The organism is Mycobacterium sp. SMC-4 (assembly GCF_050205565.1).
Classification (GTDB): domain Bacteria; phylum Actinomycetota; class Actinomycetes; order Mycobacteriales; family Mycobacteriaceae; genus Mycobacterium.
Genome location: NZ_JBNMQU010000001.1, coordinates 802336 through 817061 on the forward strand (window position 1 = coordinate 802336; position 14726 = coordinate 817061).

The window sequence follows — 14726 nt, forward strand, 5'->3', positions numbered from 1 at the left end:
TCACGAACCTATCGCGGCGCGCGCCGTCCCAAGCGTGATCGGCAATGTTGCCCACCCCCGTAAGACGCGGGTGTCCCGCCGGCTGCCCGCTCCGGCCAGCCGGGCGTCGGGGAAGCGTTCGAAGAACGTCCGCAGCCCGACTTCACCCTCGGCGCGGGCGAGCGCGGCACCCAGACAGAAGTGTCGCCCGCCCGAGAACGACAGGTGCCGGCCGGCGTTGTCGCGTTCCAGGTCCATCCGGTGCGGGTCGGTGAACACGTCGGGGTCGCGGTTGGCTCCGGCGAGATGGATGATCACCAGTTCGCCGCGGCGGATGTCGGTGCCGGCCACCTCGACATCGCGGCGGGCGATGCGCGCGCTCATCTGCACCGGCGAGTCCAGCCGCAGGATCTCCTCGACCGCGGTCGGCCACAACTCCGGTCGCCGGGACAGCGTGTCGAGGTGCTCGGGGCTCTGCAGCAGCACGCGGATGCCGTTGCCGAGCAGGTTCACCGTGGTCTCGAAGCCGGCGGCCAGCACCAGCCCGGCCGTGGCCTGCAGTTCGCGTTCGGAGAGCCGCGCGGACTCCTCGGCGTCCTGGCTGGCCCGGATGAGCTGGCTCATCAGGTCGTCGCCGGGATGTCTGCGCAGGTGATCCAGGTGGCCGGTGAGCCATTCGTTGAACCCGACGAGGCCCTCGTGCACCTGCATGTACTGCGGCCAGGACAGTCCGATGTCCAGGCTCGGAGCGCCGAGTTCACCGAACCGCAGGATGTGCTGGCGGTCCGCCTCGGGCACACCGAGGATGTCGCTGATCACCGCGACCGGCAGCTGCGAGCAGTACTCGGCGACGATGTCGACGGGACCGGTCCGGCCTTCGAGTTCGTCGAGCAGGCGGTCGGCGGTGTCCTGCACACGGTCACGCAACGCCGCCACCGCGCGCGGTGTGAAGACCGAGGACACCAGCTTGCGGCACCGGGTGTGATCCGGCGGCTCGATGCTCAGCAGCGACGGCGGCTCGATGGGGTGCAGCAGCCCAGGGTGGGTCTTCTCGTTGATCCACCGCAGCGGTGCGGGCAATCCGGCGCCCAGCGCGGAGACCCGGAAGTCGTCGGAGCGCAGCAGGTCGCCGGCCACCTGGTGGTCGACGGTGATCAGTACGGCGCGGCAGCGGACGACCGGGCCTTGCGCGCGCAGTTCGTCGGCGAAGGCCGCCGGGTCGTCGCGTACGGACGGATCAGCGATGAGCCGGGCCTGCGGGTCCCCGCTACGGCGCGCGGCGATCGTCGACAAGCCGCGGATCACCCCGTGCATCGACAACCAGCGCACCCGGTGCCGAAGCCGATCGCCTGCCATCACTCGAGCTTAAGCAGCGGGCGCAGATCGTCCAACCGGTCGAACAGGTGCCAGATGTAGGACGAGGAGCCGTTCTCCCGGTGGGCGTGCAGGTCGGCCAGGGCAGGGTCGTCGCGGTAGCTGTTGAACGCCTCCAGCGAGTCCCACTCGACGAGAATCAGCACCTTGCGGGGTTCGATGTCGCCGGTGACCGATTCGCGGTACTTCCCGAGCGCGACCACCCGTCCGCCGTGTCTGGCGACTTCGGCCGGCGAACGTCTCGCGTAGGCGAGGTATTCGTCGCGGTCGGCGATGTCGAACAGGTTCAACGCGTAGACGGTCACATCCCGACGCTACTGCCCGACGTTACGGCCCAGCGCGTAAGTCCGCCAACCTGCCTGTCGCCAGGCGGACAGGTCAAGGCAATTACGGCCGTCCACAACCACTTTGGTGCGCACCGCAGGCGCCAACGCAGCCGGGTCCAGGTCGACGAACTCGGCCCATTCTGTCGCCACCAGCACGGCGTCGGCGCGTTCGCACGCCTCGTGCACCGACGTCGCGTAGTTCAGCGTCGGGAACAGGCGCCGCGAATTCTCCATTGCTCTGGGGTCGTAGACGGAGACGGCGGCGCCGTGCAGCTGCAGCAGGCCCGCGACATTGAGGGCAGGTGAGTCGCGCACGTCGTCGGAGTTCGGTTTGAATGCGGCGCCGAGGACAGCGACCGTGGCGCCGAGCAGCGACCCACCGCATGCGGTGGCGGTCAGTTCCACCATCCGGGTGCGGCGACGCATGTTGATGCTGTCGACCTCACGCAGGAACGTGAGCGCCTCGTTGGCGCCGAGTTCGCCGGCGCGGGCCATGAATCCGCGGATGTCCTTGGGCAGGCAGCCGCCACCGAACCCCAGCCCGGCGTTGAGGAAGCGCCGTCCGATGCGTGCGTCGTAGCCGAGCGCGTCGGCCAGCAGGGTGACGTCCGCGTCGGCGGCCTCGCACACCTCCGATATCGCGTTGATGAACGAGATCTTGGTCGCCAGAAAGGCATTCGCCGACACTTTCACCAGCTCGGCGGTCTGCCAGTCGGTCACCAGGAACGGAACACCGTCGTCGAGGTGTGTCGAATACAGTTGGCGAACAGCAGGTTCGGCGAGGTCGGAATCCGGGGCGACGCCGAGAACGATGCGGTCCGGGTGCAGCGTGTCCTGCACGGCGAAGCCTTCGCGCAGGAACTCCGGATTCCACGCCACCTCGACGTCGACGGTGGCCAGCGCGCGGGCCCGTGCCGCCAGTTCGGCGGCGGTGCCCACCGGGACGGTCGACTTCCCGACGATCACCGAAGGCCGTTGCAGCAGCGGAGCCAGGGTGTCGACGACGGCGTACACGTGGCTCAGATCGGCGCCGTAGTCGCCCTTCTTCTGCGGCGTGCCGACGCCCAGGAAGTGCACGTCGGCGAACTCGGCCGCTTCGGCGTAGTCCGTGGTGAAGGCGAGCCGGCCGGCTTCGATGTTGCGGCGCAACACTTCTGGAAGACCTGGCTCGTAGAACGGCACCTCGCCGGCGGTCAGCTTGGCGATCTTGGCCGGGTCGATGTCGACGCCGAGGACGTGGTGGCCGAGCTCGGCCATGCCGGCCGCGTGGGTGGCGCCGAGGTATCCGGTGCCGAAGACGGTGCATCGCATACCGCTTCTGTAAGCGGCCGGGATGACCTATCCGCAACGCGACATCGGCCGCCAGGCCAACGGCAGGTGACGGTCCTCAGCCGCGGCCGCCGCCGGGCGCGCAGAAGATCAGGAAGCAGCCGTCGCCGTTGACATCACCGGGCACTCGACTGCCCGAGTCGGGGCGCGACGACGATCCGCGACCGGAATCGCCGTCGCCGCGGCCGGAACCCGAACCCGGCCAGCTGGGTCGCTGCGGCACCTGGGGAACCGTCGGGACCTGCGTACGGGTGGGCTGCACGGTCTGCGTCGGCAGCGTGGGCAGCGTCGGCTTGGTCGGTCGGCTCGGCGCGTCGTCGTCGTCGCGACCCGGCCACTGCGGCCTGGTGGGTTCGACGGTGCGGGTGGCGCGCGGCGGAGCGACCGGTTGCACGGCCGCCTCCTGCTGGACCGGGGCCGGCTTGGGCGGTGCGACCTGGCTGTTGGGCACGATTGCACTCTGGGCCGGGCTGGGTCGCTGATCGGCAGTGGGACGGATGCTGACGGCAAGCGAAATCACCAGCGCCACAACACCGATCACGAAGATCGAGGACAGCGCGCTGCCGACGAGCAGGAACGGCTTGCGCTCCTGCTCTGCGGCAGGCGCCTCGGGGAAGGCGTACTCGTCGACCACCGGGGTGGCCGCGACCGACGCCAGCTGCGTCTCGGCTCCGGCGAGACCGGGATAGAGCGAGCCGGCGGTGGGCCCGTCGTCGGGATCCTGGGAGTAGGCCAGGCCGACGGTGCTGGCCTCGAAGGCCGGCGCGGCGGCCGACGCCAGGGCCGCACCGCGGGCCAGCGCCAGCTCGGCGTCTTCGGGTGCGTTGACCGGCAGGGCCACGAGGTGTTCGAGGTGCGCTTTGACGGAGGTGACGTCGACGCCCGAACCGACGACGAACAAGCCTTGCGGCGGAGTCGCGTGGGTGGCGACCGCTTCGGCCATCTCGGTGAGCACCGCCAATGCGTCGGCGCTGTGCAGGGTGCGGCTGAGCACCTTGACCACCGAGCCGTCACCGGTCTGCACCACCGACAGCGTCGCGGTGTCGCGGTCGATGAACAGCAGCGCGGTGGTGTCGTAGCCGACGGCGCGGCCGGCGGCCTGCGCGAGCGAGGCGGCGGCGTGCCCTTCGGACACCAGCATGACGTCGTCGATGCCATGGGCGGCGAGCTTGTCGCGCAGGATCGCGGCTTCGGAGTGGTCGCTCCATGCGACACCGACGGAGTGGAGGTGATGCCCTCCGGTCTCGGCGCTCTCTCGGGTCCCCAGCACGGCCGCCACGACGTGGTCGGCGACGTTTGCCGACGCATCGAGCGACGTGACGTCGAAGGCGTCGTGGTCGACGGTGACACCGTCGGCCGACTTGCCCTCGACCAGCACCATGCGGACCGTCGTAGGTGTCATCGACACACCCAGAACGATGTCCACTCGATTCCTCCCAACCATTTGCTGCGCTGTTGCGTTATGCGCGCCGGGAAGCCGCCTGGCGAGCCGACACCTTGATACTTCATCGGCGCCTGGCGCTGTGGCGTTACAACGACGCTGTTAGCTGGCGCGGTGAAGGCGCTTTCGACACTACTCGCGAGACGACTGTTCCGTCAGTGACGTTTTCGGTCAGCTCGACTGCGGGAAATTCTGGTAGGAGCGCGACGGCGTCGGGCCCCGCTGACCCTGGTATTTCGAGCCTGTGCCGGCGCTGCCGTAGGGGTGCTCGGCCGGGCTGGTGAGGCGCAGCAGGCACAGCTGCCCGATCTTCATTCCGGGCCACAGCGTGATGGGCAGGTTCGCGACGTTGGACAGCTCGAGGGTGATGTGGCCGGAGAACCCGGGGTCGATGAACCCGGCCGTGGAGTGCGTGAGGAGCCCCAGCCGGCCGAGCGAGGACTTGCCTTCGAGCCGCCCGGCGAGGTCGTCGGGCAGTGTGCACCGCTCCAGCGTCGCGCCGAGGACGAACTCCCCCGGGTGCAGGACGAACGGTTCGCCTTCTTTCGGTTCGACCAGTGTCGTCAGATCGTCCTGGCGTTTGGCCGGGTCGATGTGGGTGTAGCGGGTGTTGTTGAACACCCGGAACAGACTGTCGAGTCGGACGTCGACCGAGGACGGCTGGATCAGGCTGTCGTCGAACGGGTCGAGCCCCAGTCTTCCGGTATCGAGCTCGGCGCGAATGTCGCGGTCGGAGAGCAGCACCGGACGAGCGTAACGGCGCGGCCCGTTCTCAGGGGCAGGCGGCGGGCGCGTCGTCGCGCACCGGGCGGTCGACGGGCAGGGTGTAGGTGACCACGGCGTGCGCGTCGTCGCCGCTCTCGTTGCGCACGACGTGCGGCACCCCGGCGGGGATGAACACCGCCTGGCCGGCCGGGTAGGTGACGGGCCGGCAGTCGGGCGCGGTCTGCACGACGACGGCTCCGTCGGCGATGACGGTGTGTTCGGGCCCCGGGTGGGTGTGCCAGCCGCTGCTGGCCGGACCGTGCAGCACGAGGTCCTGGACGTAGAGGGTGGTGGGCTGGCCGACCGAGACGATGACGACGGGCGCGCCGGTGGTGCCGTTGGCGAGATCGGTGCGTTCGATGTCTCCGTCGGGCGGTGTGGCGCCGGCCGGTGGGTGCGGAAGCACGGCGCCCACGATCACTGCGCTCACCGCAGCGATGCGCTTACCCGTGACCGTCACTTCCATCTCCGCCCCCTTCCAGGGGAAGCGTAACCGGGCGGGCGATGGGCGGACACCGAATCAGAGACTGCCCGTCACCCCGCCAGCGACGCGTCCGAACTCGACGTTCTGGCCGTTGAAGTCGCCGCGGCACACGACGGTGTAGCCGCAAGTCACGCCCAGCGGCGGTGCGGCGAGGCCGAGTTCATGGGATCCGTTGGGCGGCAATGCTGAATTGCGGTGGACCGGCGGCAGCAAGCGGTTGTTCGTGGGCGCTGCGTCGCAGTCGCACTCCCCCACCAAAGTTGACGTGTTGGTGACGGTGGGTGTCGGCGCGGGCGCCCGCGGCGCGCCGAGTACGACGCTGACCCAACCGTTCTCGTCATTGGCGGTGCGTTTCATCCCGACACCGAAATCCCGTAATTGCAATCCATTATCGCGCCGCGGTTCTTGGCGATCAATCGGCTGGTCGCGTCCGAACTGGGATCGCCGAAAGCCTCTGACTCCACGGCGCTTCCGCTGTAGGGACCCCGGGGCGCGGTCGACGCTCCGTTGCCGACGAGGGCTTGCGCCTCACCCTCGAGGTTGAGGTTGTAGTCCAACGAAGGACAAGGAGCCCCGGCCCGGACGCCCACCACGGCAGCCCGAACGGCTTGCAGGGGTCGGCGGGTGAGGCGGTGGTGATAGCCTCTCAGACCAGTGCCGGTGTAGTTCAATGGCAGAACATCAGCTTCCCAAGCTGAATACGCGGGTTCGATTCCCGTCACCGGCTCCACGAATTCGACATCCGCGTGCGTCTACGGCGCTCACTCCCACATCCACAGGACTTTTCGTCGCGTGCGCGACACGCCCGTGGGGTGTGACAAGCATCACAGGTCGGTCCCCGCAACACCCCTGCGACCGGCAAAGGAGAAGCAGCAATTCGCAGCGATATTCGACGTAGGCAAACGCGCGCCGAGCACGCGGGGTGGCCGCTGCGCGAACCATGACGTGCAAATTGTCGCTGCCGACAGGGGCGGAAATTAGGTTAGCCTAATTAGGGTAGGCAACCCTATTACCAGGCATGTTGCGAAAAGCCGGGCGTCGCGAGGTTTGCTAACTATTTCAAACAAAGCGCCCTGTCGGGGCGCTACCTTTCTCGTCGCCGCATATCCAGGCAATTCGCCCGTCAATTTCGCAGCGCTCACCGCGGTCAGCTACGGCGATATTTTTTAAGTGAAATCTCAGGTTCGATGGAACGGTCGCGGATGTCCGGGCATCCTCGCAGCTGAGAGGAAGGCATTGTTCCTCAGGTTCTCTTCAGTTAACGTCGCGCTGCCGAACACGGCAGCCCTTTAGTTACTTAGCTCAGGAGAACCAGTGCACCCTGCCCCAGCCCTCGCGTCGGGCCCGGAATTCGCCCCCTCGACGTCCCGCGTCAGCAAGTTCCTTGCTGCCGGCGTCGCCGTCGTCGGAGCCGGCGCCATCGCCGTCACCCCGGTGTCGCCGGTCGTCGACATCCAGGCGCAGAACCACGCGGTCGCGCTGACCGCGTCGGCCAACCCGACGTACGGCAGCGACACGTCCGCCGTCTACGAGAACCTGTTCAGCCAGACGTCCGCCAACTTCGGGATGCTCTTCGACACGTTCGTGTCGGATCCCTTCCCGGTGCTGAACCAGCTGCTGGCCAACCAGTTCGCCTACGGCAAGAAGGTCCTCGACGGCTTCTTCGGCATTCCTGCGGCCTTCGAGTCCTGGTACAACGGCAACAATGGCAAGCCCCTGCTCGAGGCGGCTTCCGCTCACTTCCGCGCCGGTGAGTTCGCGGACGGCTGGGACCGGCTCAACCGCTCGTTCGTCTACGCGCTGAACATCGGTTCGCCGCTGTACGCGGCGTTCTGGTCGCAGGCACCCAGCCAGCGGAATCCCGAGGGCAACATGGGTATTCCGGAGCAGGTTGCGATCAACTTCACGCAGGTCGTGCAGGCGATCTTCGACCGGAACTCGATCGTCAACGACATCACCAAGAACCTGTTCGGGCCCGTCCTGGCCATGGGCTTCGAGTTCGCGCTGCTGGCCGACGCGATCACCGGCGCTCTCAAGGAGGGTGACGGCGAGGGCGTCGTGCGGGCGTTGATCAACGCTCCCGGTGTCATGCTGAACTCGTTCCTCAACGGCTACGTCAACCCCGAGTGTGAAGGCAGCGACTGCGAGCAGTTCCCCGGCCTGATCAACGCCACCAGCGCTCTGGTCAGCATCTTCTCGACGATCCCGAAGGCGATCGCCGAGGCGCTCAAGCCGGACCCGGTGGAGGGCGCCCCCTGGACCCCGCCGACCACGGCCCCCGACGCGGCGAACTCGACCGCCACCGCGCTGCTCGCCAGCAACGTCGTGACGCTGGACGTCGAGTCCTCGGCACGCAAGGCCGCTGAGTCCGACTCGGCGACCGAGACCGAGACCGAGCCGGCCTCCGAGACCGCACCGGTCACCGAGACCGAGACCGAGCCGGCCACCGAGACCGACCCGACCACCGAAACCGAGACCGAGCCGGCCACCGAGACCGAGCCGGCCACGGAAGAAGAGGCCGAGGTCGTCGTCGAGGAAGGCGCCACCGAAGCCGAGGAGGAGACCGTCGAGGAATCCACCGGTGATGACGAAGCGGCCGCCGGCGAGTCCAGCGGCGGCAGCTCGGCGAAGTCCGAGCGGTCCTCGAAGCGGCAGTCTCGGTAACGAGTAACACCGCGTGATCTGCAGCGACGGCCCCCTCCACCACGAGGGGGCCGTCGTCTGTCGTCTGGGCCTTTCAACGACACCTGCGGGTTTGCCCGCACAATCGCCGTAGTTGCCTTTACGGTTCAGGAATGCCAAGCATGGATCGTCGCCGCGCAATGATGATGCTCGGGTTCGGCGCAGCCGCTGCCGCACTGCCGCTGCCCCGGGCCGGTGCCCAACCGATCTTCGGTGACGCACCCGCACCCGGCCCCGGCGCGCCGGGCGTGCCGACCGCGGCGACACCCCCGTTGCTGTTCTCCGACGAGTTCGATGCGCCGGCCGGCACCCCGCCGAATCCGGCGTCGTGGTTCATCGTTCCGCAACGCGAGACCATCCGGAATCCGGTCGAATGGGACAAGCCCTACAACATGGGCCGTTACGTCACTGACACCGACCACGTGTTCCACGACGGGACGGGCAACCTGGTCATCCGCGCGACCCGAGGTGAGGGCGCCAACATCCAGGAGAAGTACGCCAGCGCGAAAATCGTCGGCAATTGGCGCGGCGGCGTGGGAACCACGTGGGAAGCGCGGGTGAAACTGAACTGCCTGACCGACGGCGCCTGGCCCGCGTTCTGGCTGGTCAACGAAAACCCGGTCCGCGGAGGCGAAGTCGACATCTTCGAGTGGTACGGCAACCGCGACTGGCCGTCAGGTTCAACCGTGCACGCCAAGCTGGACGGCACGATGTTCCAAACCCTCAAGCGTCCCGTCGACGGCGAATGGCACACCTGGCGCATGACGTGGTTGCCGTCCGGGATGTACTTCTGGCAGGACTATCAGCCCGGTATGGAGCCGTTCTGGACCGTGCTGTCGAACTCGTTGCCGGAGTGGCCGTTCAACGACCCGGGCTTCACGATGGCGCCGGTGTTCAACATCGCGATCGGCGGATCCGGCGGTCGCGAACCCGCCGGTGGCACGTATCCGGCCGAGATGCTGATCGACTGGATCCGCGTCTTTTGACGCGCGTCGCGACAGTGCCCTGACGGCACTCTCGCCGATTGCCCTGTACGCCGGCGACCACCGCAACTAGCGTGAGCAACGTGAGCACGAAGACCACGTGCGCGATCGTCGGAGGCGGGCCGGCCGGAATGGTGCTCGGGCTGCTGCTGGCCCGCGCCGGTGTCGAGGTCACGGTGCTGGAGAAGCACGCGGACTTCCTGCGCGATTTCCGCGGCGACACAGTGCATCCCACTACACTGCGCCTGCTCGACGAGTTGGGTCTCTGGCAGCAGTTCACCGCTGTCCCGCACAGTCGGCTGCAGCAGGCCACGTTCGACGTCGCGGGCCGCCCGGTCACGTTCGTCGACTTCACCCGGCTGCGTCGCCAGCCGCACCCGTACATCGCGATGGTGCCGCAGTGGGATCTGCTCAACCTGCTGGCCGAGGCCGGCCGAGCCGAGCCGAGCTTCACGCTGCAGATGAACACCGAGGTCATCGGCCTGCTGCGCGAGGGGACTCGCGTGACCGGTGTCCGCTACGAAACAAGCAACGGCACAGGGGAATTGCATGCCGACCTCACGGTGGCCTGCGACGGTCGTTGGTCGGTGGTGCGCCGCGACGCCGGGCTGCCGATGCGGGAGTGGCCCGCCGGTTTCGACGTGTGGTGGTTCCGGTTGCCCCGACATCCCGACGACACCAGCTACAACCTGTTCCCGCGCATCGCCCCCGGCCGGGCGATGATCGTCATCCCGCGCGAAGGCTATTTCCAGGTGGCCCTGCTCATCCCGAAGGGTGCCGACGCCGAGCTGCGCGCCCGCGGGTTGGCCGCGTTCCACTCCGACGTGCGGGGGCTGTTCCCCGAGGCCGCCGACACCGTCACCGCGATCACCACCCTCGACGATGTCAAGCATCTCGACGTGCGAATGAATCGGTTGCGGCGCTGGCACGCCGAGGGGTTGCTGTGCATCGGTGACGCCGCGCATGCGATGACGCCCGCCGGCGGTGTCGGCATCAACCTCGCTGTCCAGGACGGGGTGGCCGCCGCACGGCTGCTGGCCACTGCGTTGCGTGACGGCGCGGTGACCGGCCGCGAACTCGCCGCGGTGCGACGCCGCCGCCTCGTTCCCACCGCGGTGACACAGGCCCTGCAACGCCAGATCGACAGACGACTCCTCGGCCCGATCGTGCGCGGCGAACGCGACGCAGGTCCCCCGGCTGCCCTGATCCGCCTCATCGAGGCGCTGCCGTGGCTGTCGGTGGTCCCGGCCTACCTCGTCGGCGTCGGTGTTCGGCCCGAGCGGGCTCCCGAGTTCGCGCGCCGGGGCGCTGCGTAAGGTCGGGATCGTGACCGACGCACCCACCCCGGACAACCCGTTCGACCTGACCGGCCACGTCTCCGTCATCACCGGTGGGGGGTCGGGTATCGGCCTCGGCATCGCCGACGGGCTGGCCCGGGCGGGCGCCACGGTCGCGATCCTCGGGCGCAACGAAGCCCGCCTCGAGACCGCCGCCGAAGGACTGCGTGCCCATGGCCGACCGGTCCTGCCGGTGGTGTGCGATGTCGCCGACGAGGACGCGGTCACCGCCGCGATGGCGCGGATCCGGGGTGAATTCGGTTGGCTGGATTCATGTTTCGCCAATGCCGGCGTGCGCGGCGTGTTCACTCCGGTGCTGAAAACGTCGCTGGCCGAGTTCCGCGAGGTGACGCGCGTGGATCTCGACGGCGTGTTCCTCACACTGCGTGAAGCGGCGCGGCAGATGATCGAGGCCGGCCGCGGGGGCAGCCTGGTGGCGGTGTCGAGTCTCGGTGCGTTCCAGGGCATGCCGCGGCAACCCGCTTACGCCGCGTCCAAGGCCGGCGTCACCTCGCTGATCGACAGCATGGCCGTCGAACTGGCCCGTCACGGCATCCGGGCCAACACCGTGGCCCCCGGCTGGTTCGACACCGAGATGACCTCCGCGGGTCTGGCCGACGAACGCTTCCGCGAACGAGTGCTGCCGCGCGTACCGTTGCGCCGCTGGGGCGCCCCTGAGGACATGGCCGGCGTCGCGGTGTACCTCGCCTCCCCGGCGAGTCGCTACCACACCGGCGACGTACTGCGTCTCGACGGCGGCTATCTGAAGTTCTAAGAGTCCCAGCGACTCACTCCGCCCGGGTTCCTGCTTGGCGGCGGCGCTGCCCATGCCGACGATCGAGCCTTCGGTGTTGCGCTGTACCGGCGCCACTCCGTTGTGGGCCAGTCAGCGCCGTTCGATCGGCTGTCCCCTCCGCAGCCGATCGACCCGACGCTGCAAACATAGGCGGGCCGCCGCTGCGGAGGAATCGGGGAAATCCCTAAACCTGAGCGGGTTCAGGAGCCGTCGGGTACCAGAATCGGGATGTCCGGCAGGAACGGTACGTCCAGGTACGTGGTGGTGATCGCAGGCCGGGAAGTCACGGTCGTGGGCGCCACCGTGGTCGGGACCGTCGTGGTCGGCACGGTTGTGGTGGTGGTCGGCACGGTCGTGGTGGTGGTCGGCACGGTCGTGGTCGTGGTCGGGGTGGTCGTCGTCGTGGTGGTGGTCGTCGTGGTGGTCGTCGTCGTCGTTGTGGTGGTCGTGGTGGTGGTCGGCGTCGTCGTGGTGGTGGTCGGCACCGCGGCCGGGGACTGCGTCTCGACCGGAGGTGGCGGTGCGGCAGGACGCTCCGTCGGCGCAATCGGGGGTGGCTCGTTGGTGACGGTCACGGTCTGTTCGGCAGGAGGCAGTTCCCGGCTCAGCGGGTCGGTGCCCGGCCTCGGCGGCTCCTCACCGGAGGTGTCCACCGCGGTCAACGCCACCGCGACGCCGCCGACGGCCACCAGCGCGATGACCGCGATGAGCCCCATCAGTGCCAGCGGCAGCCGCTGCCATGGCTTGACGTCGGTCTCGGCAGGCTGAGGTTCGTGCAGGTGCGGAGCGTAATAGGGGTTGGACACCTCGTAGGTGTCCGCGGTGTCGTACGGGTCCTCCCCCTGGTACGGGATGATGTCGTCGGTTCCCGGGTCGGCAGCAGACCAGGCCAGTGCTTCGGTGCTGCCGGCAGCCGGGGGCATGGCCTGGGTGCCGTCGACGGCGGGCGCCAGCATCGTGGAGGTGCCGTCGACGGCGGGCGCCAGCATCGTGGAGGTGTCGGCGCTGCGGCCGTAGGCCGCGAACAGGGCGGCCCCGACCGCGCCGTCGAGGCCGGGCCGCGGGGACGTCAGGACCGGCGCCGACGACCGTCGGCCGAGTTCCCGGCTCAGCATCGGGATCGCGGCGCCGCCACCGGCCAGGACGAGGCCCGACAGCTGGTTCTCGCTGACACCGGCTTGCGCCAGGGTCCTGCCCAGCGCGACGAACAGCCCGTCCAGTGCGGGAGCGATCAGGCTCTCCAACTCCGCGCGGGTGATCTCGATCTCGGCAGACTGCCCGCCTCTTTCGACGGTCACCGTCGTGACGGGTTCGGCGGACAGCCGTTCCTTGGCCGCCCGGCATTCGTCGCGCAACCGCGCCAGCGACGCGACCGCCGCGGTCTGCTCGGCATCCGCCGCCCCGGCCTTGTCCAAGACCATGGCCAGCAGGTCCTGGTCGATCTGGTCACCGGCGAGGTCACCGAAGCGGACGGCGTCCCCGATCTGCGTGAACGTCGACGCCGCGTCGGCCAGCGAGATGCTGGTGCCGCTGCCGCCGGCATCGATCAGGGCGACCACGCCGGTGCGGTTCAGCCCGGGGTTCGCGTTCAGCGACGTCAACGCCGCCAGGGCATCGGGCACCAGGCGCGGAGGCGCCCCGTCGGGCGCGAGCAACGCGCTGGCGCTCAGAGCGCTGCGCAGAGCGGCCGTCGTCGCGGCGGGCCAATAGGAGGGCACCGCGATGGCGACGTCGGCCGGCGGTGCCGGCGAGTCGGCGCGAGCCGGCAGGGCGAGCCCGGCCATCGTCTCCAGCGCTTCGACCAGCAATTGTTCGGCGGGATAGGTGGACCCGTCGGCGGCCACCAGCGGCACCCGGTCCCCCACACGTTCGACGAACCCGGACAGCGTCAGACCACCAGGTTCGCTCGGCAGGCCGACCTGCGGCGGCGCATGACCGTACAAGGTGACCACCGCACGCCGGATCACCGGAGCGCGACCCACACCGGCGGCGACGAGGTTGGTGGTCCCGACGGACAATCCCAACGCATCGCTCATGACGTGGGCCACCATAATCCGTCTGGCCCCGCGAAGCGCATGAGACACTCATGCGCCATGGGCGACATCGACGAGATCAAGCAGGTCAAGTACCGGTATCTACGCGCACTCGACACCAAGAACTGGGAAGAGTTCGCCGACACCCTGACCGAGGATGTGGTCGGCCGATACGGCGAGTCGATCGGCGAGGAGCACCACTTCAGCACCCGCGACGAACTCGTCGGCTTCATGCGCAACTCGTTGGGACCGGAGATCATCACCGAGCACCGCGTCAACCATCCGGAGATCACCGTCGACGGCGACGAGGCGACCGCGACGTGGTATCTGCAGGATCGCGTCATCGCCCCCGACTTCAATTTCATGCTGATCGGCGCCGGCTTCTATCACGACCGGTACCGCCGCACCGAAAACGGCTGGAAGATCAGTGAAACCGGATACGACCGCACCTATGACGCGTCGATGTCGTTGGAAGCCTTGAACTTCAAGGTCAAGCCGGGACGCGCGCTCAACATCTGACCGACTACTCGGTGATCGCGATCAGCGCGCCGGGGCGCAACCACTGCATGATCTTGACCAGTGTGGCGTCGTCGATCGCCACGCATCCCGCGGTGGGCCCGCCGTCGGTGCTGTGCACGAAGAACGCGCCGCCCTTGCCGGGGATCCGTTGCTTGTTGACGCCCATCACCACCGCGTGCGCGTACTGCGGGATGTCGAGGTTCTCGGTGCCCGCGCTCAGCGAGGTGTTGAACCGGCACTGCTCCTTCTTGCAGACCTGCATGGTGTTGTAGGTCGGGCTCTTCATGTCGCCGTCCCACCAGTGGTCGGGGCCGACCTGCACGTAGCGCAGACCGCCGCCCGGGTTCGGCTCGGTCCCGAAGGCGAAGTCCAACGTGTAGATACCTTTGGGCGTCATCATGGAACCGTCGAAGTGGTTGGCGGACATGCCTTTTGCGCCGATCTTGGCGGGTACCCCGACGCCACCGGTCACTGGTTGCCAGCCCGCACCGGTGCGTTGCCACACATCGAGTTTGGCGTCGGACCCGCCGGTGCCGGTCACCGACAGCACCTGGGTGGCGGTTCCCGCCGAGCGGGCGAACCACGGGGTGAAGCCCGCGGCCGCCGTGGGCGCACCGGCGATCGCCGTCGCCGCACCGACCGTCGCCGCGCACAGCAGGGTCAGCAGTCGGCGCATGT

14 protein-coding genes and 1 tRNA gene are annotated in these 14726 nt (G+C 68.5%); 6 read left to right on the forward strand and 9 right to left on the reverse strand.

Translation table 11 applies throughout. The annotated features are described in order from the left end of the window. The 7 genes from ACQI46_RS03905 to ACQI46_RS03935 all read right to left on the reverse strand — a co-directional run bounded on the left by ACQI46_RS03905 (position 1) and on the right by ACQI46_RS03935 (position 6055). Positions 1-1335 (reverse strand): cytochrome P450, encoded by a 1335-nt coding sequence (locus tag ACQI46_RS03905; RefSeq protein ID WP_427092602.1) that lies wholly within the window; start codon positions 1333-1335, stop codon positions 1-3. Continuing rightward, a complete protein-coding gene (locus ACQI46_RS03910; protein WP_427092603.1) occupies positions 1335-1658 on the reverse strand; it encodes a DUF1330 domain-containing protein in 324 nt (107 codons plus the stop codon). Before ACQI46_RS03910 ends, ACQI46_RS03905 begins: the two co-directional genes overlap by 1 nt. Before the next feature lie 9 nt (positions 1659-1667). Further along, positions 1668-2990, reverse strand: a complete 1323-nt coding sequence (locus ACQI46_RS03915) for a UDP-glucose dehydrogenase family protein (protein WP_427092604.1) — start codon at positions 2988-2990, stop codon at positions 1668-1670. A 76-nt stretch (positions 2991-3066) separates the two neighbouring features. Continuing rightward, on the reverse strand, positions 3067-4434 hold the full coding sequence (locus ACQI46_RS03920) for a DUF7159 family protein (RefSeq protein WP_427092605.1): 1368 nt from the start codon (positions 4432-4434) through the stop codon (positions 3067-3069). Positions 4435-4620: 186 nt separating this feature from the next. Next, positions 4621-5193 (reverse strand): dCTP deaminase, encoded by a 573-nt coding sequence (dcd, locus tag ACQI46_RS03925; protein WP_427092606.1) that lies wholly within the window; start codon positions 5191-5193, stop codon positions 4621-4623. A gap of 28 nt (positions 5194-5221) precedes the next feature. Then, positions 5222-5680, reverse strand: coding sequence for a cupin domain-containing protein (locus ACQI46_RS03930; protein ID WP_427092607.1), 459 nt, complete (start codon positions 5678-5680; stop codon positions 5222-5224). A gap of 54 nt (positions 5681-5734) precedes the next feature. Next, positions 5735-6055 carry a hypothetical protein gene (locus ACQI46_RS03935; protein ID WP_427092608.1) on the reverse strand — a complete coding sequence of 107 codons (321 nt, stop codon included), beginning with the start codon at positions 6053-6055 and terminating at the stop codon, positions 5735-5737. A gap of 299 nt (positions 6056-6354) precedes the next feature. Here ACQI46_RS03935 and ACQI46_RS03940 point away from each other — a divergent pair. From ACQI46_RS03940 to ACQI46_RS03960, 5 genes are all read left to right on the forward strand, one after another. After that, positions 6355-6428: transfer RNA gene (locus tag ACQI46_RS03940), tRNA-Gly, on the forward strand. Between the two features lie 584 nt (positions 6429-7012). Then, positions 7013-8362, forward strand: a complete 1350-nt coding sequence (locus ACQI46_RS03945) for a hypothetical protein (RefSeq protein ID WP_427092609.1) — start codon at positions 7013-7015, stop codon at positions 8360-8362. 140 nt (positions 8363-8502) lie between these two features. Next, positions 8503-9366, forward strand: coding sequence for a glycoside hydrolase family 16 protein (locus ACQI46_RS03950; RefSeq protein WP_427092806.1), 864 nt, complete (start codon positions 8503-8505; stop codon positions 9364-9366). Positions 9367-9446: 80 nt separating this feature from the next. After that, the gene (locus ACQI46_RS03955) at positions 9447-10679 is read left to right on the forward strand and encodes an FAD-dependent oxidoreductase (protein WP_427092610.1); all 1233 of its coding nucleotides are present in this window, start codon (positions 9447-9449) and stop codon (positions 10677-10679) included. Between the two features lie 10 nt (positions 10680-10689). Then, the gene (locus ACQI46_RS03960) at positions 10690-11475 is read left to right on the forward strand and encodes an SDR family NAD(P)-dependent oxidoreductase (protein WP_427092611.1); all 786 of its coding nucleotides are present in this window, start codon (positions 10690-10692) and stop codon (positions 11473-11475) included. Positions 11476-11696: 221 nt separating this feature from the next. Here ACQI46_RS03960 and ACQI46_RS03965 read toward each other — a convergent pair whose 3' ends face one another. Beyond that, on the reverse strand, positions 11697-13532 hold the full coding sequence (locus ACQI46_RS03965; RefSeq protein WP_427092612.1) for an Hsp70 family protein: 1836 nt from the start codon (positions 13530-13532) through the stop codon (positions 11697-11699). A 57-nt stretch (positions 13533-13589) separates the two neighbouring features. Between ACQI46_RS03965 and ACQI46_RS03970 the strand changes: the two genes are divergently transcribed. Continuing rightward, entirely contained in the window at positions 13590-14048 is a 459-nt protein-coding gene (locus ACQI46_RS03970; protein WP_427092613.1) for a nuclear transport factor 2 family protein, read from the forward strand. 4 nt (positions 14049-14052) lie between these two features. Here the strand turns inward: ACQI46_RS03970 and ACQI46_RS03975 are convergent, their stop codons facing one another. Beyond that, the gene (locus ACQI46_RS03975) at positions 14053-14724 is read right to left on the reverse strand and encodes a L,D-transpeptidase family protein (protein ID WP_427092614.1); all 672 of its coding nucleotides are present in this window, start codon (positions 14722-14724) and stop codon (positions 14053-14055) included. Positions 14725-14726 lie beyond the last annotated feature (2 nt).

What these genes read in the sequence shown, in the direction of transcription:
- ACQI46_RS03905 (WP_427092602.1), bottom strand. Translation starts at nt 1,335, where the DNA reads ATGGCAGGCGATCGGCTTCGGCACCGGGTGCGCTGGTTGTCGATGCAC.
- ACQI46_RS03915 (WP_427092604.1), bottom strand. Translation starts at nt 2,990, where the DNA reads ATGCGATGCACCGTCTTCGGCACCGGATACCTCGGCGCCACCCACGCG.
- ACQI46_RS03930 (WP_427092607.1), bottom strand. Translation starts at nt 5,680, where the DNA reads ATGGAAGTGACGGTCACGGGTAAGCGCATCGCTGCGGTGAGCGCAGTG.
- ACQI46_RS03935 (WP_427092608.1), bottom strand. Translation starts at nt 6,055, where the DNA reads ATGAAACGCACCGCCAATGACGAGAACGGTTGGGTCAGCGTCGTACTC.
- ACQI46_RS03950 (WP_427092806.1), top strand. Translation starts at nt 8,503, where the DNA reads ATGGATCGTCGCCGCGCAATGATGATGCTCGGGTTCGGCGCAGCCGCT.
- ACQI46_RS03965 (WP_427092612.1), bottom strand. Translation starts at nt 13,532, where the DNA reads ATGAGCGATGCGTTGGGATTGTCCGTCGGGACCACCAACCTCGTCGCC.
- ACQI46_RS03970 (WP_427092613.1), top strand. Translation starts at nt 13,590, where the DNA reads ATGGGCGACATCGACGAGATCAAGCAGGTCAAGTACCGGTATCTACGC.
- ACQI46_RS03975 (WP_427092614.1), bottom strand. Translation starts at nt 14,724, where the DNA reads ATGCGCCGACTGCTGACCCTGCTGTGCGCGGCGACGGTCGGTGCGGCG.